Below are 18,155 nucleotides of genomic sequence, written 5' to 3'. Positions count from 1 at the left end.
TGGCAACAGATGATATGGTGCTTTAAGGTAGTTAAAGATAGAAACCTTACCGGATGAATGACACCTGATCATCTAATAACTGGATAGTTGATAATTCAATTACGCTATTCGCCTGTTTTTTTATTAGAGGAAAAACTATGACATTTACATCTGATATGGCTTCCGAGTTAACCTTACTACTTAAATTTCCCAATAAAAGTTTAATGCAAGGTATCAAAATTCACCATGATGCTAAACCAGAAGTTGTTTCTGCGGCTCAAAGACTGTTCGATAAGGGCATTGTGACCCAACCTGATGGCGGTTACCTTACTGATTTAGGGCACGATTTATTTGAGCATGCTCAAGTATTAGGGCTTGCCATGACACCTACCTAATTTAGATTTTTTGTTATTTTAAGTATTAGCTAAGTATTAGCTAAGTATGTAGTTTAGAAATTAGTCAGCTTTGCCGATAAACAAGTATTAGTTTAAATATAGAATTTTAATCATGAACATAATCAAGTCCTTATGCTCCACTTTTACGGTGTTTTTGTTTATTGGTAATGTAACCGCTGCTGAAAATATTAAAGCAGTACAGCTTTATTCCCAAGAAGAGCTACTTCAACTGATCAATAGAAACGAACACCTCAGTCGTGTCGTGTTAGATGATTGCCAATTGGTTCAAGATATACAAGCACGAGCAGAAACTTTAAAAATACCAGCCTATCAGTTTTTATGGGGCGACATGCTAGCTTGGGGCGTATGTGTAAAAGAAGATGCAGAGCGTGGCATAATGTTCATGCATCAGGCTGCTGAGCAGGGGCTTGCATCAGGTTTAGAGCAGCTAGGTAGATATTATTCTCAAGGTAAATTAGTACAGCAAGATAAAGAACGAGCGGTTGTTTATTTGAGAGAGGCATCTGCCTTAGGCAACTTAAAGGCACAAATACAATTAGCCGAGCTCTTCATTGATGGCTATGGTAGCCCTTACGATTACGAAGATGCCTATCATTGGCTATACAATGCTATTACTTCGGATAAGCCAACCCATTCTAAAATAGCTCGCTGTATTTCTGGTTTAGAAAAATTAATGCACCCAAAAGCTGTGCGTAAAGCGAAAAGGCCATTAAATTCTTAAATAAGCATAGTTAATCCGTTCCAATTAACTATGCTTTAAGCTATTGGAAATCACACTTCTATATTTTAAGTTTGAAAGCACTGGTTTTTAAATTGCCTAACTCGCTATAATAGCTACTTATACTATAAATCAACGGACTTTCCATTTGTCTCAATCAGACGACCCCCATTATCAACGGGAAAAAGAAAAATACGATAACCCTGTGGCCAGCCGAGAATATTTACTCGAACTTTTAGATAAAGCAAAGGGGGCATTGTCTTTTCTCGAATTTTGTCAATTGCTGAATGCAAAAGATGAGGACTCTCGAATAGGTATTCAGCGTCGTTTGCGGGCAATGGAACGAGAGGGACAGGTTGAATTTACCCGAGATAAAAAGTACGCCAAGTTAAAGATTGAAGAGCTTATTAAAGGCCGTGTCATTGGTCATAGAGATGGTTTTGGTTTTTTAAAGCGTGAAGATGGCGAAAAAGATCTCTTTATTCATAATGCTCAGATGTCTGCAGTACTGCATGGCGATATTGTACTGGCTAAAGAAAGTGGTACCGACAATAGGGGGAGACGAGAGGCTCGTATTGCTAAAATTATAGAGCCACGGACGGAGCCAATAGTAGGGCGTTATTTTTTTGAAAATAATGTGGGGGTTGTTATTCCAGATGACAGTCGAATAAATCATGAAATTATTATCCCCAAAGAACAAAGCAATGGTGCCCGTCAAGGTCATATAGTGGTGGTTGAAATTGTTCAAAGGCCACGTCGCCGAGATAATGCAATAGGCAAAATTGTAGAGGTCTTAGGTGAACATATGGCGCCTGGCATGGAAATAGACATGGCTCTGCGTACCTTTGATATTCCCCATGATTGGCCAAAAGGCGTTGAACGTCAGGTCAAAGGACTAACGGAGCAAGTACCGGAAGAAGCGAAAGAAGGACGAATTGATTTAAGGCAACTTCCGCTTGTTACTATAGATGGTGAAGACGCACGTGACTTTGATGATGCAGTTTTCTGTGAGCCTCTTGATGGAGGAGGGTGGCAGTTATGGGTTGCTATCGCTGATGTTAGCTACTATGTTCGCCCTGGTACTGCATTAGACAGTGAAGCACAAAATCGCGGTAATTCTGTTTATTTTCCAGAACAAGTTATCCCTATGCTACCAGAAGTTCTATCAAATGGTTTGTGTTCATTAAACCCACAAGTAGATCGTTTGTGTATGGTGTGTGAAATGACTATAAATGCCGTTGGAGAACTTACAAAGCATAAATTTTATGAAGCTGTTATGAACTCTCACGCAAGACTTACCTATACGAAAGTTTGGGATATTTTACAGGGTGACCCTGAGCTCCACAAACGTTATGCTGAGCAAGTGCCACATCTTAGAAATTTACATGATATGTACCGTGTTCTTAAGCGTACCCGCAACAAGCGCGGAGCTATTGAGTTTGAAACTCAAGAGAGTAAGTTTGTATTTAATGCGCAACGGAAAATAGATAATATCGTTCCTGTTACTCGCAATGATGCTCATAAGCTAATTGAAGAATGTATGATTTTGGCCAATGTCTCTGCTGCAGAAACACTCGATACAAATAACGCTGAGGCCCTTTATAGGATCCACGATGAACCAGACTCAGATCGTCTTGGAGCATTTTTATCTTATTTAGCGGAAGTGGGTATCCCCCATAAAATTGGTTCTGAAGTATCACCTCAAGATTTCACCGATGTCATAGAAAAAATTCAAGGCCGTCCAGATCAAGAATTGATTCAAACCATGTTACTGCGTTCAATGAAACAAGCTGTTTATGACCATGAAAACATTGGCCATTTTGGGTTGGCTTTAGAAGCCTACGCGCATTTTACTTCGCCCATTCGCCGTTACCCTGACTTGGTTGTCCACCGAGCCCTAAAAGGTATTGTAGACAAGAAGAATCAACGTAAAAGTAAGTCTGGTGGAAAGTCCTATTCTGCTGATGAAGTTGAAGCTTTAGGCGAGCAATGTTCCATGACAGAGCGCCGAGCGGATGATGCGACTCGAGATGTCGCGGATTGGTTAAAGTGTGAGTTTATGCTTGATCATGTAGGTGATGTGTTTGAAGGTGTGATTGCTTCTGTTACTAATTTTGGCTTTTTTGTGCGGTTAACAGAATTTCATATCGATGGCCTAGTTCATATTACATCTTTAGATAATGATTACTTTCGGTTCGATGAGGTTAAGCAATATTTGATTGGGGAAAGCTCTGCCGTAACGTATCGTCTAGGTGATCCGGTTGAAGTTAAAGTGGCTTCAGTAAATCTAGATGAACGCAAAATAGACTTTTTACTAGACGGTGATCACGGTAAAGCCATTAAACGCTCTGCTAAACGGAAACCATCTCGACGCAAGAAAAATGCAGGAGATAAAGCAGCAGAGGTAGATAAAATATCACCCAAGCAAACAGAGCAAGCAAAGGCATCTAATCAGAAAAAGCCAGCGAAGAAACCCAGTGGCCGTAAGCCAAGAACGAGTTCTAGCAAAACAAAGGGATCTCGTAACAAACCTGCTAGCTCATCCAGAAAGAGGAATAAATAATGGCTCAACAAGAATGGCTATATGGTATTCATGCCCTTGAGTCGGTTATTCAGCGTGAGCCTGAACGATTGATTGAGCTATTTGTTTTGAAAGGGCGCGATGATAAGAGTATTCACGCAATAGTTAGTCAAGCAAGAAAGTTCGGAGCCTCAGTGCAGTTTTGCCAGAGAAAAACCTTAGATGACAAATCTGAAGGTGGTCAACATCAAGGTGTTATAGCAAAAGTTAAACCTGCAAAGCAGTATAACGAGAATGACTTAGGGGCTATTGTTGACGCTACTGATACTCCTTTTTTGTTAATCTTAGATGGTGTCACTGATCCTCATAATTTAGGAGCCTGTTTGCGTACTGCTGATGCTGCGGGTGTAGATGCTGTTGTAGTACCCAAAGATAAATCCGCAGCGCTTACACCAGTTGTTCGTAAAGTGGCTTGTGGAGCCGCTGATGTTATTCCTTTAGTACAAGTAACTAACTTGGCTCGTACCTTAAGAGACCTACAGGATGCAGGTGTATGGATAATTGGTACTGCTGGTGAAGCAGAAAATAATATTTATGACTGTAAACTTGTTGGCCCAATGGCATTGGTTATGGGGGCTGAGGGGAAAGGCATGCGCCGTTTAACCCGTGAGCATTGCGATGAACTGATTAAACTGCCAATGGCTGGATCAGTTTCAAGTTTAAATGTGTCTGTGGCTACCGGTGTATGTCTATATGAAATAGTTAGGCAGAGAGGTTAATTCCTATTTACTAACCTTATAAATATTATTCTATTTTTTAAAGTTTGGTGCATTAACAGATCGCCTTTTTAATGTGCCAATCATTGACCTTCTATTGAGTTTTTCCGATTCAACATTTTAGACCAGCTTAACTCCCCAATAAACCTTAGTAACTGCAGTGTGTAAACACTAAGGGTGTTTGCAATTTATTGTTCGCTTCTTTTTTAAAATGTAACAGAGCTATTGTAATGAATAACTATCATTATTATCAATGAAACTTAAAAAAAAAGTAAATATCTATTCATTTAATTAATGTTAAAATATTGTATGTTGTCTACTGTTGGTTAAGCAGCTGCAAAGTACCAACCTTTATATATTGGATTAAATTATGACACTGAAAACGCCATTAGATATGCTTTACCAATGGGAACTAACTGAACCAAATGCTGTTTATTTGAAGCAACCTATTCAAGGAGAAGTTAAAGAGCTCACTTGGAAAGATGTAAGCGAACAAGTTCGTAAAGTCGCTAGTAATCTAATTGCAATGAATTTACCAAATGGTAGTCATATTGCGCTGTTATCAAAAAACTGTGCCGAGTGGTTTATTACCGACTTGGCCATTATGATGGCAGGTCATATCTCAGTACCTATATACTCTACAGCTGGCGCAAAGACGATCCGTTATGTACTTGAGCATGCTAAGTGTCCTGTTATTTTCATTGGTAAACTTGACGACACAGTGAATCAAGTTGCAGCAATAGAAAATGAAATAGTAAAGTTGGCGTTCCCATACCCTGATATTCCAGCTGATAAGCAGTGGAGTGAATTACTAGAGGTTGCCCCTTATGCTGAAAACCCTATTCCAGATTTAGACTCTGTTATGACAATTATTTATACGTCAGGAAGTACAGGTAATCCAAAAGGTGTTGTACATAATTATCGTTCAATATGTTGGGCAGCTCATGCGTCGTTGCAAGAGTTGGGAGTTAGTTCGAAGGACAGAGTAATGAGTTATCTACCTCTAGCCCATATTACTGAAAGAGTCTTGATAGAAGTTGCTAGTTTTTACTCAAGAAAGAGAGTGAGCTTTATAGAATCTCTTGATACATTTTCCCGAGATATCTGTGCCACCCAACCCACTTTGTTTATTTCAGTTCCTCGTTTATGGACGCGGTTTCAAATGGGCGTGCTTGCAAACATGCCTCAAAAGAAACTTAATTTTCTGTTGAGCATTCCAATCGTAAAAAACGTTGTTAAGAAAAAAATACAGCAAAAACTAGGGCTAAGTGATACACGTTTATGTGCTAGTGGCTCAGCGCCAATTCCAGCGTCAACGCTAGAATGGTTTAGAACGATTGGTATAAATATTTCTGAAGGTTGGGGTATGACAGAAAATAGTGCTTACGGTACCTGTTGTGTGCCATTTAGGGCTGACAAGATTGGTTGCATTGGAAAAGCTTATGAAGGCGTTGATGTTAGGATAGCTAGTGATGGAGAAATACAAGTTAAAGGGCCTTGTAATATGAAAGAGTACTATCTTGAACCCGACAAAACAGCTGAAGTATTAACGGAGGATGGATACCTGAAAACCGGTGACAAAGGTTCCATTGATAATGAAGGATTCATCACGATAACCGGTCGATTAAAAGAAATATTTAAAACATCAAAAGGCAAGTACATAGCACCTGTTCCCATTGAATCCAAGTTAATGGCTAACTCTATCATTGAGCAGGTCTGTGTTACAGGCTCACATTTAAAACAGCCGATCGCCCTTGTTGTATTGTCAGAAGATGCGTTAAAAAGGCCATTCAAAGAATCAGAAGAAAGTCTACTTGCCTCTCTTGAAGAGGTTAATTCAACTCTTGAGAGTCATTCGGTCCTTGAAAGGTTAGTGATTCTAAAAGATGAATGGACAGTAGAAAATGATCTTTTGACTCCGACGCTTAAAATTAAACGCCATACCTTGGAAAAAAAATATAAAGACCTAATAAATGGTGTTTTTACAGGTAAAATAGCGAAGCAATAGCAAAGTCTAGAAAATCTCTGTAAACTCCGTGCCAGTATTAATTTAACGCCCCAAAGACGCCAATTGACTGTGTCTTGTGAAGAATGTGCAAATAATGTGGAACTTTATTTACTTGTTTTACATCCTATTGCTGTACACATGTATTAACTATGGATAATTTTTTATGAAAAATGTTTTTTTATCTCCTGCTATTTTGTCACTTTTGCTACTTTCAGCATGTGGCGGTTCGGGTGGCAGTGGAGATAACACCTTTAACGATTCTTATATTCAGTTTTATAACGGTTCAGCAAATAGCGCTACAACATTGATGGCCGAGGTCGATGGTAACATTTTGGGTTCTGCTACTTACGGTGATGCGACAAGCTTAATTACTGGGCTTGACAATGGTGAGTTGGAGTTAGAATTCTATCGCATCGATGCTGATGATCAAGAAGTCACAGTAGAAGAAATGACTGTTGATTTGAAAAATGGAGACAAGTCTTTAATTATTCTTAGTGGTGACTATGAAGATCCATCATTTATAGAATACACATATTCTCGTGAAGAATTAGAAGACCACTTTAGACTATTTGCAACCTCTGTCATTGCTAATGGACAAAGCTATGACCTTTATATGAGTGAAGCAGGCGAACCATTTAGCGCCGCTAATTTGCTAGGTGCGGTAACCTATCAAGAGCTTGATGAACATGAGTATTGGGACGGCGACAGTGACAGTGATGATTTCGATGAAGGCGAATATATTATCTATCTTACGGAGAGTGGTTCAACTGAACCTTTCTTTGAAAGTGCGACCATTAGTTTTGCTTTCGACACAGAGTATGTACTTGCTTTAAGAACAACTTCAGGTGCGATTCAAGATAATGTAGTTGTCGACCTCATAATTAACTCTTCTTCAGTGGCGAATTTCGCTGATGATGATGCAACGGCTCAGTATAGGATTTATAACAGCCTAGATGATAGTAGTTCTATAAATTTAACTTTAGCTGGTAATGACGATAATACAGAACAAGAATTAAATCTGAGTGCTAACGAATTGAGCGATTTTTCTGAGATTGAGTTTGGTGACTATCGCTTATCTGCGGCCATTGAAGGGGATGATTCAACTGTATTTAATAATCGTTTAATTACGTTAAATCAAGGTGAAAGTAAGGCAGTTGTGCTTTACAGAGACGCTGATGATGCACTTACGGCAATTTCATTTGAAGAAAGTAATTTGCCTCAAGTTTTCGACCATCAAATTCAAATTGTCAATTTAGCGCCTGATTTTTTTGATATAGATTTTTACTTTGTTCGTAAAGATGAAACCATTGAAAGTGCAGAGTATTTAGTAGCAGGGTTAGATTACGAAGAAAGTCGAAGTATAACGCTTCCTAGTGACTTTTATGAATTGATAGCCGTGTTTGATGATAGTAATGATACACAAGTTTTACTTGATAGAACTGAACTATTAGGTATTAACGAAGAGGTTAATTACATCATAACTGTTGAGAAAACAGATGATTCACAGACAGGATTTGAAATATCTGTTCTTTATTAAGCTTTAGATAGAAAGAAAAGGCCTCTTTAGAGGCCTTTTTTATGGAGACCATATTGCCTCCATCCTAATATCAATGAGCCTTCAGAGCATCAACGTCTTAAAATGCGGTCTTAGGTTCAAAAAGCATAGTTTTATTGGATTATTTTTAATTTATACTATCTCTACCTATTCTTTTCTGTTAGTATTTCGCGCCCTTTTAACTGGGGTATGTATAAAAAAGCAACGAATAGCTGCTTTTTTACAGATAAACGACTCTGAAGAGTCTTAATTTTAACAGCGGAGCACTAACATGATCCAAATGCAAACTAACCTGGATGTTGCTGATAATAGCGGCGCTCGCAGGGTTCAGTGTATTAAGGTTCTTGGTGGCTCGCATCGCCGTTATGCACATATTGGTGACATCATTAAAGTTACTGTGAAAGAAGCAATTCCTCGCGGTAAAGTAAAAAAAGGTGATGTACTAAATGCAGTGGTGGTGCGTACTAGGAAAGGCGTTCGTCGTCCAGACGGTTCATCTATCCGTTTTGATAACAACGCGGCTGTTTTGCTAAATGCAAACAAGCAACCTATTGGTACGCGTATCTTTGGCCCGGTTACTAGAGAACTTCGTGTTAATAACATGAAAATAGTCTCTTTAGCCCCTGAGGTACTATAAGGAGTCACGATATGGCTAATAAAATTCGTCGTGATGATGAAATCATCGTTTTGACTGGTAAAGACAAAGGAAAACAAGGCAAAGTGCTTAAAGTTATTCCTGCGGCTAACCGTCTAATCGTTGAAGGTGTAAATCTAATCAAGAAGCATCAAAAGCCTAACCCTCAATTGGGTGAAGCTGGTGGTATTGTTGAGAAAGAAGCATCAATTCACGTATCAAATGTAGCGATCTACAACTCTAAAACGGGTAAAGCAGATCGTGTGGGTTTCCGTCTTGAAGATGAGAAGAAAGTTCGTTTCTTCAAATCAGACGGTGAACTAATTTAATTAATTGGAGAGTACGATGGCGAAACTGCATGATTTCTATAAAGACTCAGTGGTGGCGGAACTTGCTAAGCAGTTCAACTATCAAAGCGTCATGCAAGTCCCTCGGATTGAAAAAATCACTCTAAACATGGGTTTAGGTGAAGCGGTAGCAGACAAAAAGGTATTGGAAAATGCCACGGCAGACATGCAAGCAATTGCTGGTCAAAAGCCTGTTGTAACTGTTGCTCGTAAATCTGTAGCGGGTTTTAAAATCCGTGAAGGTTATCCGATTGGCTGTAAAGTAACCCTACGTGGTGAGCGTATGTGGGAATTCTTTGAACGTTTAGTTTCTATTGCAATTCCACGTATCCGCGATTTTCGTGGCTTAAATCCTAAGTCATTTGATGGTCGTGGTAACTATAGCATGGGCGTTCGTGAGCAAATTATCTTCCCTGAAATTGATTTCGATAAGGTTGATAAAATCCGCGGTATGGATATTACTATCACTACTAGCGCTCAAAACGATGCGGAAGCACACGCTTTATTAAGCGCGTTTAACTTCCCGTTCAAAAAGTAAGGTGTAGGGTTATGGCAAAAGAATCAATGAAAGCGCGCGAAGTAAAACGCGCCAAGCTAGCTGCTAAGTACGCGGTAAAACGCGCTGCTCTTAAAGCAACTATCAGCGATGTCAACTCTTCTGACGAAGACCGTTGGGATGCTGTTCTTAAGCTGCAACAACTGCCACGTGATTCATCTGTAAGTCGTAAGCGTAACCGCTGCAACATTACAGGTCGTCCACATGGTTTCCTACGCAAGTTTGGCATGAGTCGTATCAAGTTGCGTGAAGCAGCGATGCGCGGTGAAGTGCCTGGCTTGAAAAAAGCCAGTTGGTAAGGAGTAGCTGATATGAGTATGCAAGATCCTATCGCGGATATGTTTACCCGCGTACGTAACGGTCAGATGGCTAGCAAGGTTTCTGTATCTATGCCCTCTTCTAAAGTTCGTGTTGCTATTGCAGGCGTTCTAAAAGAAGAAGGTTACGTAACAGACTTCGCTGTTTCTGGTGACGTTAAGCCGGTATTAGAAGTAACATTGAAATACTTCGAAGGCAAAAAAGTAATCGAAAGCATTGAGCGCGTAAGTCGCCCTGGTCTTCGCATCTATAAGAAAAAAGATGAGTTGCCAAAAGTAATGGGTGGTTTAGGTGTGGCTATCGTGTCTACCTCTAAAGGTGTGATGACTGACCGTGCAGCGCGTAAAGCGGGCATGGGTGGTGAGATCATCGGCTACGTAGCGTAAGGGGAATAAAATGTCACGTATAGCAAAAGCTCCTGTAGATGTCTTATCTGGTGTAGAAATTTCTATTGCTGGTCAAGAGATTACAGTTAAAGGTAAAAATGGCTCGCTAACTCGTGTATTTAACGATGCGGTTGAAGTTGTACAAGAAGATGCACAGCTTAAAGTTGTTCCTCGTGAAGGAGCGGTTAATGGTTGGGCTCAAGCTGGTACAGCTCGCTCTTTGTTGAATAACATGGTGTTAGGTGTAGCTGAAGGTTTTGAGAAAAAATTACTGTTAAATGGCGTTGGTTACCGTGCTCAAGCACAAGGTAAGAAACTAAATTTAACTTTGGGTTTCTCTCACCCTGTAGCATACGAAATGCCTGAAGGTATTTCTGTTGAAACTCCTAGTCAAACTGAAATCATCGTCAAAGGCGTTGATAAGCAGTTGATAGGTCAGGTTGCAGCTAACATCCGCGCCTACCGTCCACCAGAGCCTTATAAAGGTAAAGGTGTTCGTTACGCTGATGAAGTTGTGCGTCGTAAAGAAGCTAAGAAGAAGTAGGAGTCAGTACGATGGATAAAAAATCAGCTCGTTTGCGTCGCGCTACTCGTGCACGCAAAAAAATTAGTGAATTGGCAGCGCATCGCTTGGTTGTTAACCGTACCCCTCGTCACATATACGCTCAGTTAATCGCTCCAAGTGGTTCTGAAGTATTGGCGTCGGCATCAACAGTTGAAACTGAGATCGCTAGTAGCCTTAAAGGCACTGGTAATTCAGCTGCAGCTGCGGCTATTGGCAAGACCATCGCTGAACGCGCTATTGAAAAAGGCATTAAATCTGTTGCTTTTGACCGTAGTGGGTTCAAATATCACGGTCGAGTTAAGGCATTAGCTGATGCAGCTCGCGAAGCTGGTCTTCAGTTCTAGGAGTTAATTATGGCTAAAGTAGAAGCTCAACAACAAGGTGACTTGTTGGAAAAATTAATCGCTGTAAACCGTGTTTCTAAAGTAGTTAAAGGTGGTCGTATCTTTAGCTTTACTGCTTTGACAGTAGTAGGAGACGGTAATGGTCGTGTTGGTTTTGGTTATGGTAAAGCACGTGAAGTGCCTGCTGCAATTCAAAAAGCTATGGAGAAAGCACGTCGCAACATTGTGACTGTTGATCTTAATGGCAACACGCTACAGCACCCGATTAAAGGTCGTCACTCAGGCTCTAAAGTTTACATGCAGCCTGCATCTGAAGGTACTGGTATTATTGCCGGTGGTGCGATGCGTGCAGTACTAGAAGTGTCTGGTGTACAAAACGTACTTTCAAAATGTTACGGATCTACCAATCCAATTAACGTTGTGCGTGCAACTATCAATGCGTTGACAGAAATGAATTCGCCTGAGTCAGTTGCCGCTAAACGTGGATTGTCTGTTTCAGAAATTTTGGGGTAATTGAACATGACAAAGATGATTAAAGTAAAGCAAACAAAAAGCTCTATCGGTCGTCTACCTAAGCATAAAGCAACGCTTACAGGTTTAGGTTTACGTCGCATCGGTCATGTTCGTGAATTAGAAGATACCCCTTCTGTCCGTGGCATGATAAACCGTGTATTTTACATGGTTGAAGTAGTGGAGGAGTAAAAGATGCATTTGAATACTCTTGCTCCTGCACCTGGAGCGAAAAAAGCTGGTAAACGTGTGGGTCGTGGTATGGGCTCTGGTCTTGGAAAAACTGGTGGCCGTGGTCACAAAGGTCAAAAGTCTCGCTCTGGCGGGTCTGTTAAGCCTGGTTTTGAAGGTGGTCAAATGCCTATCCAACGTCGTCTTCCTAAGTTTGGTTTTACTTCTCGTAAATCTATGGTTTCTGACCAAGTTACGTTGAGTGAAATTGCTAAAGTTGAAGGCGAAGTTGTTTCACTTGAAACTTTAAAAGCAGCAGGTCTTATCAAAAAAGAAATGTTGTTCGTTAAAGTTATGAAAAGTGGCGACATCTCACGTGCCGTAACGGTTAGTGGTTTAAAGGTATCTAAAGGCGCACTTGAAGCGATTCAAGCAGCTGGCGGTAAAGTAGAGGAATAAACTAGATGGCTAAACCAGGACAGGACTCAAGCGCCAAAGGCGGCTTGAGCGAGCTTAAATCAAGATTGTTGTTCGTACTTGGTGCGATCATAGTATTTAGGTTGGGTTCTTTTGTACCTATTCCTGGTATTGATGCTGCGGTGTTGGCTGAATTATTTGACCAACAGAAAGGAACTATCGTAGAAATGTTTAACATGTTCTCCGGTGGTGCCCTTGAACGCGCATCAGTTCTAGCCCTAGGCATCATGCCATATATTACAGCATCTATTATTGTGCAGTTGTTATCACACATGCATCCGCCAATGATGGAGTTGAAAAAGGAAGGCGAAGCTGGAAAACGCAAGATTAGTCAATACACTAGGTATTTTACTTTAGTGTTAGCGACGTTCCAAGCAATTGGAATTGCTACTAATTTACCTAACCTTATGCAAGGTTTGGTAATTAATCCAGGTTTTGGTTTTTACTTTACAGCAGTAGTGAGTTTGGTTACTGGGACTATGTTCCTTATGTGGCTGGGCGAACAAATTACAGAGAGAGGTATTGGTAACGGTATCTCTATTCTGATTTTCGCCGGTATTGTATCTGGTTTGCCATCAGCATTAGGTAATGTTGCTGAACAAGCGAGACAAGGTGAAATTAACTTATTATTCTTGTTATTAGTAGGTGTTATTGTGATCGCTGTCACATACTTTGTTGTGTTTGTAGAGCGTGGACAACGACGTATTGTTGTTAACTATGCGAAACGTCAGCAGGGCCGGAAGGTTTTTGCAGCACAAAGTACGCATTTACCTTTAAAAGTAAATATGGCAGGTGTTATACCGCCAATTTTTGCATCAAGTATAATTTTGTTTCCGGGCACAGTTGCAAACTGGTTTGGTCAGAATGAGTCATTGTCTTGGTTACAAGATGTGGCACTGATGTTGTCTCCTGGACAACCTTTGTATGTGATGTTTTACGCAGCGGCGATTATCTTTTTCTGTTTCTTCTATACTGCGTTGGTTTTTAACCCTCGTGAAACAGCTGATAACTTGAAAAAGTCAGGGGCTTTTATCCCTGGTATACGCCCTGGTGAACAAACATCTAAGTATGTTGATAAAGTAATGACCCGCCTTACATTGGCTGGTGCGCTTTACATAACCTTTATATGTTTAGTGCCTGAGTTCATGTTGATCGCCTGGAACGTTCCGTTCTACTTTGGCGGTACATCACTACTAATTATGGTAGTGGTTGTCATGGATTTCATGGCGCAGGTACAGACTCATTTGATGTCTCATCAATATGATTCTGTTCTTAAAAAAGCTAATCTTAAAGGCTACGGCCGTTAAGATAGCGATTACGGAGTGATGAAATGAAAGTTCGTGCATCCGTCAAGCGGATTTGCCGTAACTGTAAAGTCATTAAGCGCAACGGTGTTGTGCGTGTGATTTGCAGTTCTGACCCTAAGCATAAGCAAAGGCAAGGTTAATCAACTGGGATTGGGGGTCGTCTAGATACACTAGCGCCTCAATCCTTAATTGCAATTTAGTTATTGGGTAAGTATCCTATCGGGCTCTTTAGGCTAATAACTATAAATTTAGAGGAGTACTGTTAATGGCCCGTATCGCTGGCATTAACATCCCTGAGCACAAGCATGCTGTAATTGCATTATCTGCAATCTATGGCGTCGGCTCCACACGTGCTAAAAGCATTTGTGCAGCAGCTGGTGTTGCAGAGACAACAAAGATTAAAGATCTTGATGAAGCACAGATTGATAAGTTACGTGATGAAGTAGCTAAATTCACAGTTGAAGGTGACCTTCGCCGTGAAGTATCAATGAGTATTAAACGTTTGATGGACTTAGGTTGCTTCCGTGGTATACGCCACCGTCGTAGTCTTCCTCTACGTGGTCAGCGCACTAAAACTAATGCGCGCACCCGTAAGGGTCCTCGCAAAGCAATTAAACGATAAGCGAGGATATTATGGCTAAAGCACCAACAAAAGCGCGTAAACGCGCAAAACGTCAAGTTGCAGATGGTATGGCTCATATCCACGCCTCTTTCAACAACACCATAGTGACTATTACTGACCGTCAAGGTAATGCCTTGTCTTGGGCAACGTCAGGTGGTTCAGGTTTCCGTGGTTCACGTAAATCTACACCATTTGCTGCTCAGGTAGCAGCTGAACGTGCAGGTACTGCCGCTCAAGATTACGGTTTGAAAAACATAGAAGTGTTTGTTAAAGGTCCAGGTCCAGGTCGAGAATCTGCGATCCGAGCTTTGAACGCTGCTGGTTACAAAATCACTAATATTACCGATGTGACACCTATACCTCACAACGGTTGTCGTCCACCGAAAAAACGTCGCGTTTAATCGACGGACAGTTGGAGAAAGATCATGGCAAGATATTTGGGTCCCAAACTCAAACTTAGCCGCCGCGAAGGAACAGATTTATTCCTTAAGAGTGGCGTTCGAGCAATTGACTCGAAATGTAAAATAGATAATGCACCAGGTCAGCATGGCGCCCGTCGCGGACGTTTATCAGATTACGGTGTTCAATTACGTGAAAAGCAAAAAGTACGTCGTATGTACGGTGTATTAGAAAAGCAATTCCGTAACTACTACAAAGAAGCAGCACGCTTAAAAGGTAATACAGGTGAAAACTTGCTACAGCTTTTAGAGCAGCGTTTAGACAATGTTGTATACCGTATTGGTTTTGCAAGTACTCGTGCTGAAGCACGTCAGCTTGTTAGCCATAAAGCCATTTTGGTAAACGGTAAAGTTGTTAACGTTCCTTCTTTTAACGTTTCTGCTGATGATGTTGTGTCTGTTCGTGAAAAAGCGAAGAAACAAGCACGTATCGTTGCTGCTCTTGAATTAGCAGATCAGCGTGAAAAGCCAACTTGGATTGAAGTAGATAACAAGAAGATGGAAGGTACATTTAAACGTGTTCCTGAAAGAACTGATTTGTCTGCTGAAATTAACGAACAGTTGATCGTCGAACTTTACTCTAAGTAAAGCTTAAAGAAGAGAGGAAACAATGTCGGGTTCTGTAACTGAATTCTTAAAACCAAGATTAGTTGAAATTGATAACGTCTCGCCTACCCGTGCTAAGGTCACACTTGAACCTTTAGAACGCGGTTTTGGCCATACGCTAGGTAACGCGTTACGTCGCATATTATTGTCTTCAATGCCAGGATGTGCTGTAACCGAAGTTGAAATTGATGGTGTATTACATGAATACAGCACCAAGGAAGGCGTACAAGAAGACGTTATTGAAATATTGCTTAACCTTAAAGGTTTAGCCGTGCGTCTTGAAGGCAAAACTGAAGCAACACTAACTCTAGTGAAGTCGGGAGCTGGCCCAGTATTAGCTGGTGATATCCAGCATGATGGTGATGTGGAAATTGTTAACCCTGATCATGTAGTTTGTACTTTGACTGGCGAAGCTGAACTCAGCATGCGTATTAAAGTAGAAATGGGTCGTGGTTATGTTCCAGCGTCAACACGCCGCTCTTCAGAAGAAGATGATCGTCCTATTGGTCGTTTATTGGTAGATGCTTCATATAGTCCTGTTGAGCGTATTGCTTACAATGTCGAGTCTGCTCGAGTAGAGCAAAGAACTGACCTTGATAAGTTAATCATTGATATGGAAACCAACGGCACAATTGATCCAGAAGAAGCAATTCGTCGTTCAGCTACAATTTTAGCTGAGCAATTAGACGCATTTGTTGAACTGCGTGATATTTCAGAGCCAGTTGAGAAAGAAGAGAAGCCGGAATTTGATCCTATTCTCCTTCGTCCTGTTGATGATCTTGAGCTAACTGTACGTTCAGCTAATTGTCTAAAAGCAGAAGCCATACAATATATTGGTGACCTGGTACAGCGCACCGAGGTTGAGTTGTTAAAGACTCCTAACCTGGGTAAAAAATCTCTTACAGAGATTAAAGATGTACTTGCTTCTCGTGGACTTTCTCTGGGTATGCGCCTAGAAAACTGGCCACCAGAGTCAATCGCAGAAAAAGATTAATCTAGTTTTTAACTAAACTGATTTGTAAAGAAGGATAAAACTATGCGCCATCGTAAAAGTGGTCGTCAGTTAAATCGTAACAGCAGTCATCGCCAAGCGATGTTTAAAAATATGGCTGGTTCTTTGGTAAAAGAAGAGTTGATTAAAACAACTTTACCAAAGGCGAAAGAACTGCGTCGTGTGCTTGAGCCTCTTATCACACTTGCTAAGCAAGACAGTGTAGCTAATCGCCGTTTGGCAATGGCTCGTACTGGTGATAAAGAAGTTGTTGGTAAATTGTTCAATGAACTTGGTCCTCGTTATGAAGAGCGCCCAGGTGGGTACATTCGCATTTTAAAATGTGGATTCCGTACTGGTGATAAAGCACCTATGGCCTACGTTGAATTGGTTGATCGCCCGGAAGTAGAAGCAATCGAAGAGATTGAAGAAGCAACTGAAGAGTAAGGTTTATAACCCGAAATTGATCGACATACTAATAATAGGAGCCCGGTAAATACCGGGCTTTTTTATGTCCATAGATAACCGTAAGTTATTATCTGCTATCCACGTGAAGCTAGAAATATCGCCTAAGGTGATAATAAGCGATTATTTATAGAGTCTAGATAATTATTTAGATTTTGTTATTTAACTTATTTTAATCTGTGATAACAGTGTTTAACTCACCCAAGCCCATCCCAGCACAGATATTTGTGAAGAAAACTAGTAACCGTAAGCAGTGTGTAGTGTAAATTTTTTTAAAAAGATATAAGTAAGCTGTTAAATAGCTTAATGATGATATGGAGGAATGTAGATCTTACAGGTTGCAGCCCTTTTAATCCTTTATCCTTAGTACTTCAGCCACTTCTTCTTGTGTTGCACCGCCGTTGATGGCATAAGTACCTAAGTCTTCGCTAGTTACACCTGAATTATAGGCTGCTTCTATAATCTTTATTACATTTTCCCTTTCTGCAGTCGACTCACGAACAGCTGTTGTTATTACTTGCTCTGCGTCGTTTGGAAATGCTGCTAATAAAGCTTCTACCACATACTCTCCTACCAGAGGGACTGCACCTATCGCAGTACTTAATATATCAACAATTTTACTAGGGTGTTCTTTAGCTAATGATTGAACTATATAATCTGCTGAGTCTGGTTCAGTAATTACCGCTATACGTACTATTTCGTTTAAGTCTTCAGGTGTTGTGCTTGCGGCTGCGGTTACTACAAAATCTACATAGCTCGGGTCAGCATTAATTGCTGTCTCTACAATACTCCCGCAACTCGTAATCCCCTTGCTTATAGCTATAGTAACAACTTCTTGTGCCAAAGCGGGCTGTGCAGAAATTGCAGAGTGAATTATCTCTTTATATTTATCAGGATATAGATCTAGTGCAGTTGAAACTATTGAGGCTGACTGCTGTGGATAATGGTTAACTATAGATTTTACTGTCAATCCTACAGAGTTGTTCTTTTGAACTTGGTTCTGAATGAAGTTTTCAGTAATTTGTGCGGATTTACTTTCAATTATGCTTGGACTCGCTGAGACCTTGTTTAGATTTCCAATAGAGCCAATTACAATAATTACACTTATTACTACAATTTTCATATAACACACCAATATTCAAGAAAAGACGAATTTCTAATTTTCCGTTCTTATTTAGAAGTTAATCTAACAACATTTCTTTTAAATAGACAGCTTTATAACCAGTTTGCGTGGTTTTTGAGCGAACAATAAAATAAATGAAATAAAGTGTTGCATAGGAATGTGTTGTCTCTATAATGCGCCCTCGCTTCAAGGGAGACCGGTTAATACAACTTAGGTCTTCGGTAATAGATTAAGATTTCTTAGTTTGTTGCATGTACTTAAGTTGTATATTTGAAGCGGGATGCGGCGAGTTTTGATTTATA

General features: G+C 40.4%; 24 protein-coding genes. 23 read left to right on the top strand and 1 reads right to left on the bottom strand.

Translation table 11 applies throughout. The features are described 5' to 3' along the window. The first annotated feature begins 137 nt into the window (after positions 1-137). From ABJD71_RS18345 to rplQ, 23 genes are all read left to right on the top strand, one after another. Positions 138-374: a TIGR02647 family protein gene (locus ABJD71_RS18345; protein WP_348172982.1), complete on the top strand. Its 237-nt coding sequence runs from the start codon at positions 138-140 to the stop codon at positions 372-374. Between the two features lie 112 nt (positions 375-486). Beyond that, positions 487-1,116 carry a tetratricopeptide repeat protein gene (locus ABJD71_RS18340; protein WP_348172980.1) on the top strand — a complete coding sequence of 210 codons (630 nt, stop codon included), beginning with the start codon at positions 487-489 and terminating at the stop codon, positions 1,114-1,116. Positions 1,117-1,261: 145 nt separating this feature from the next. Continuing rightward, the gene (rnr, locus tag ABJD71_RS18335) at positions 1,262-3,676 is read left to right on the top strand and encodes a ribonuclease R (protein WP_348172977.1); all 2,415 of its coding nucleotides are present in this window, start codon (positions 1,262-1,264) and stop codon (positions 3,674-3,676) included. Beyond that, entirely contained in the window at positions 3,676-4,413 is a 738-nt protein-coding gene (rlmB, locus tag ABJD71_RS18330; RefSeq protein WP_348172974.1) for a 23S rRNA (guanosine(2251)-2'-O)-methyltransferase RlmB, read from the top strand. Before rnr ends, rlmB begins: the two co-directional genes overlap by 1 nt. 367 nt (positions 4,414-4,780) lie before the next feature. Next, a complete protein-coding gene (locus tag ABJD71_RS18325) occupies positions 4,781-6,418 on the top strand; it encodes an AMP-binding protein (protein ID WP_348172971.1) in 1,638 nt (545 codons plus the stop codon). A 163-nt stretch (positions 6,419-6,581) separates the two neighbouring features. Continuing rightward, entirely contained in the window at positions 6,582-7,955 is a 1,374-nt protein-coding gene (locus tag ABJD71_RS18320) for a DUF4397 domain-containing protein (protein ID WP_348172968.1), read from the top strand. Positions 7,956-8,244: 289 nt separating this feature from the next. Beyond that, positions 8,245-8,610 carry a 50S ribosomal protein L14 gene (rplN, locus tag ABJD71_RS18315; protein WP_133471054.1) on the top strand — a complete coding sequence of 122 codons (366 nt, stop codon included), beginning with the start codon at positions 8,245-8,247 and terminating at the stop codon, positions 8,608-8,610. A gap of 11 nt (positions 8,611-8,621) precedes the next feature. Then, complete coding sequence (rplX, locus tag ABJD71_RS18310) at positions 8,622-8,936, top strand: 50S ribosomal protein L24 (protein WP_348172965.1); 315 nt, start codon at positions 8,622-8,624, stop codon at positions 8,934-8,936. A 16-nt stretch (positions 8,937-8,952) separates the two neighbouring features. Beyond that, a complete protein-coding gene (rplE, locus tag ABJD71_RS18305) occupies positions 8,953-9,492 on the top strand; it encodes a 50S ribosomal protein L5 (protein ID WP_133471052.1) in 540 nt (179 codons plus the stop codon). 11 nt (positions 9,493-9,503) lie between these two features. Then, positions 9,504-9,809, top strand: a complete 306-nt coding sequence (rpsN, locus tag ABJD71_RS18300; protein WP_133471051.1) for a 30S ribosomal protein S14 — start codon at positions 9,504-9,506, stop codon at positions 9,807-9,809. Between the two features lie 12 nt (positions 9,810-9,821). Beyond that, a complete protein-coding gene (gene rpsH / locus ABJD71_RS18295) occupies positions 9,822-10,214 on the top strand; it encodes a 30S ribosomal protein S8 (protein ID WP_133471050.1) in 393 nt (130 codons plus the stop codon). A gap of 10 nt (positions 10,215-10,224) precedes the next feature. After that, positions 10,225-10,758 (top strand): 50S ribosomal protein L6, encoded by a 534-nt coding sequence (rplF, locus tag ABJD71_RS18290; RefSeq protein ID WP_348172962.1) that lies wholly within the window; start codon positions 10,225-10,227, stop codon positions 10,756-10,758. A gap of 11 nt (positions 10,759-10,769) precedes the next feature. Further along, positions 10,770-11,123 carry a 50S ribosomal protein L18 gene (gene rplR / locus ABJD71_RS18285; RefSeq protein ID WP_133471048.1) on the top strand — a complete coding sequence of 118 codons (354 nt, stop codon included), beginning with the start codon at positions 10,770-10,772 and terminating at the stop codon, positions 11,121-11,123. A gap of 9 nt (positions 11,124-11,132) precedes the next feature. Next, positions 11,133-11,636, top strand: coding sequence for a 30S ribosomal protein S5 (gene rpsE / locus ABJD71_RS18280; RefSeq protein ID WP_133471047.1), 504 nt, complete (start codon positions 11,133-11,135; stop codon positions 11,634-11,636). Between the two features lie 6 nt (positions 11,637-11,642). Next, positions 11,643-11,825, top strand: coding sequence for a 50S ribosomal protein L30 (gene rpmD / locus ABJD71_RS18275; RefSeq protein ID WP_158971301.1), 183 nt, complete (start codon positions 11,643-11,645; stop codon positions 11,823-11,825). Between the two features lie 3 nt (positions 11,826-11,828). Continuing rightward, positions 11,829-12,263: a 50S ribosomal protein L15 gene (rplO, locus tag ABJD71_RS18270; RefSeq protein WP_133471045.1), complete on the top strand. Its 435-nt coding sequence runs from the start codon at positions 11,829-11,831 to the stop codon at positions 12,261-12,263. 5 nt (positions 12,264-12,268) lie between these two features. After that, on the top strand, positions 12,269-13,588 hold the full coding sequence (gene secY, locus ABJD71_RS18265) for a preprotein translocase subunit SecY (protein WP_348172957.1): 1,320 nt from the start codon (positions 12,269-12,271) through the stop codon (positions 13,586-13,588). 23 nt (positions 13,589-13,611) lie between these two features. Then, positions 13,612-13,728, top strand: coding sequence for a 50S ribosomal protein L36 (gene rpmJ / locus ABJD71_RS18260; RefSeq protein WP_007104309.1), 117 nt, complete (start codon positions 13,612-13,614; stop codon positions 13,726-13,728). A gap of 125 nt (positions 13,729-13,853) precedes the next feature. Beyond that, positions 13,854-14,210, top strand: a complete 357-nt coding sequence (gene rpsM, locus ABJD71_RS18255; protein WP_348172954.1) for a 30S ribosomal protein S13 — start codon at positions 13,854-13,856, stop codon at positions 14,208-14,210. 11 nt (positions 14,211-14,221) lie between these two features. After that, positions 14,222-14,611 carry a 30S ribosomal protein S11 gene (gene rpsK / locus ABJD71_RS18250; RefSeq protein WP_133471042.1) on the top strand — a complete coding sequence of 130 codons (390 nt, stop codon included), beginning with the start codon at positions 14,222-14,224 and terminating at the stop codon, positions 14,609-14,611. A gap of 24 nt (positions 14,612-14,635) precedes the next feature. After that, positions 14,636-15,256, top strand: coding sequence for a 30S ribosomal protein S4 (rpsD, locus tag ABJD71_RS18245; protein ID WP_133471041.1), 621 nt, complete (start codon positions 14,636-14,638; stop codon positions 15,254-15,256). A gap of 22 nt (positions 15,257-15,278) precedes the next feature. Then, on the top strand, positions 15,279-16,268 hold the full coding sequence (gene rpoA, locus ABJD71_RS18240) for a DNA-directed RNA polymerase subunit alpha (protein WP_133471040.1): 990 nt from the start codon (positions 15,279-15,281) through the stop codon (positions 16,266-16,268). 42 nt (positions 16,269-16,310) lie between these two features. Beyond that, a complete protein-coding gene (rplQ, locus tag ABJD71_RS18235; RefSeq protein WP_133471039.1) occupies positions 16,311-16,712 on the top strand; it encodes a 50S ribosomal protein L17 in 402 nt (133 codons plus the stop codon). Positions 16,713-17,079: 367 nt separating this feature from the next. Here the strand turns inward: rplQ and ABJD71_RS18230 are convergent, their stop codons facing one another. Further along, positions 17,080-17,853: a hypothetical protein gene (locus tag ABJD71_RS18230; RefSeq protein ID WP_348172951.1), complete on the bottom strand. Its 774-nt coding sequence runs from the start codon at positions 17,851-17,853 to the stop codon at positions 17,080-17,082. Between the last annotated feature and the right edge of the window lie 302 nt (positions 17,854-18,155).

The organism is Paraglaciecola sp. (assembly GCF_039943935.1).
Taxonomy (GTDB): Bacteria; Pseudomonadota; Gammaproteobacteria; order Enterobacterales; family Alteromonadaceae; genus Paraglaciecola.
Note: the sequence above shows the minus strand (reverse complement) of the source record. Positions and strands in the feature narration are given on the sequence as shown.

Bases quoted from the DNA above. Each gene is read 5' to 3' on its own strand.
- ABJD71_RS18345 (WP_348172982.1), top strand. From the start codon at position 138: ATGACATTTACATCTGATATGGCTTCCGAGTTAACCTTACTACTTAAA.
- ABJD71_RS18340 (WP_348172980.1), top strand. From the start codon at position 487: ATGAACATAATCAAGTCCTTATGCTCCACTTTTACGGTGTTTTTGTTT.
- rlmB (WP_348172974.1), top strand. From the start codon at position 3,676: ATGGCTCAACAAGAATGGCTATATGGTATTCATGCCCTTGAGTCGGTT.
- ABJD71_RS18325 (WP_348172971.1), top strand. From the start codon at position 4,781: ATGACACTGAAAACGCCATTAGATATGCTTTACCAATGGGAACTAACT.
- ABJD71_RS18320 (WP_348172968.1), top strand. From the start codon at position 6,582: ATGAAAAATGTTTTTTTATCTCCTGCTATTTTGTCACTTTTGCTACTT.
- rplN (WP_133471054.1), top strand. From the start codon at position 8,245: ATGATCCAAATGCAAACTAACCTGGATGTTGCTGATAATAGCGGCGCT.
- rplX (WP_348172965.1), top strand. From the start codon at position 8,622: ATGGCTAATAAAATTCGTCGTGATGATGAAATCATCGTTTTGACTGGT.
- rplE (WP_133471052.1), top strand. From the start codon at position 8,953: ATGGCGAAACTGCATGATTTCTATAAAGACTCAGTGGTGGCGGAACTT.
- rpsN (WP_133471051.1), top strand. From the start codon at position 9,504: ATGGCAAAAGAATCAATGAAAGCGCGCGAAGTAAAACGCGCCAAGCTA.
- rpsH (WP_133471050.1), top strand. From the start codon at position 9,822: ATGAGTATGCAAGATCCTATCGCGGATATGTTTACCCGCGTACGTAAC.
- rplF (WP_348172962.1), top strand. From the start codon at position 10,225: ATGTCACGTATAGCAAAAGCTCCTGTAGATGTCTTATCTGGTGTAGAA.
- rplR (WP_133471048.1), top strand. From the start codon at position 10,770: ATGGATAAAAAATCAGCTCGTTTGCGTCGCGCTACTCGTGCACGCAAA.
- rpsE (WP_133471047.1), top strand. From the start codon at position 11,133: ATGGCTAAAGTAGAAGCTCAACAACAAGGTGACTTGTTGGAAAAATTA.
- rpmD (WP_158971301.1), top strand. From the start codon at position 11,643: ATGACAAAGATGATTAAAGTAAAGCAAACAAAAAGCTCTATCGGTCGT.
- rplO (WP_133471045.1), top strand. From the start codon at position 11,829: ATGCATTTGAATACTCTTGCTCCTGCACCTGGAGCGAAAAAAGCTGGT.
- secY (WP_348172957.1), top strand. From the start codon at position 12,269: ATGGCTAAACCAGGACAGGACTCAAGCGCCAAAGGCGGCTTGAGCGAG.
- rpmJ (WP_007104309.1), top strand. From the start codon at position 13,612: ATGAAAGTTCGTGCATCCGTCAAGCGGATTTGCCGTAACTGTAAAGTC.
- rpsM (WP_348172954.1), top strand. From the start codon at position 13,854: ATGGCCCGTATCGCTGGCATTAACATCCCTGAGCACAAGCATGCTGTA.
- rpsK (WP_133471042.1), top strand. From the start codon at position 14,222: ATGGCTAAAGCACCAACAAAAGCGCGTAAACGCGCAAAACGTCAAGTT.
- rpsD (WP_133471041.1), top strand. From the start codon at position 14,636: ATGGCAAGATATTTGGGTCCCAAACTCAAACTTAGCCGCCGCGAAGGA.
- rpoA (WP_133471040.1), top strand. From the start codon at position 15,279: ATGTCGGGTTCTGTAACTGAATTCTTAAAACCAAGATTAGTTGAAATT.
- rplQ (WP_133471039.1), top strand. From the start codon at position 16,311: ATGCGCCATCGTAAAAGTGGTCGTCAGTTAAATCGTAACAGCAGTCAT.
- ABJD71_RS18230 (WP_348172951.1), bottom strand. From the start codon at position 17,853: ATGAAAATTGTAGTAATAAGTGTAATTATTGTAATTGGCTCTATTGGA.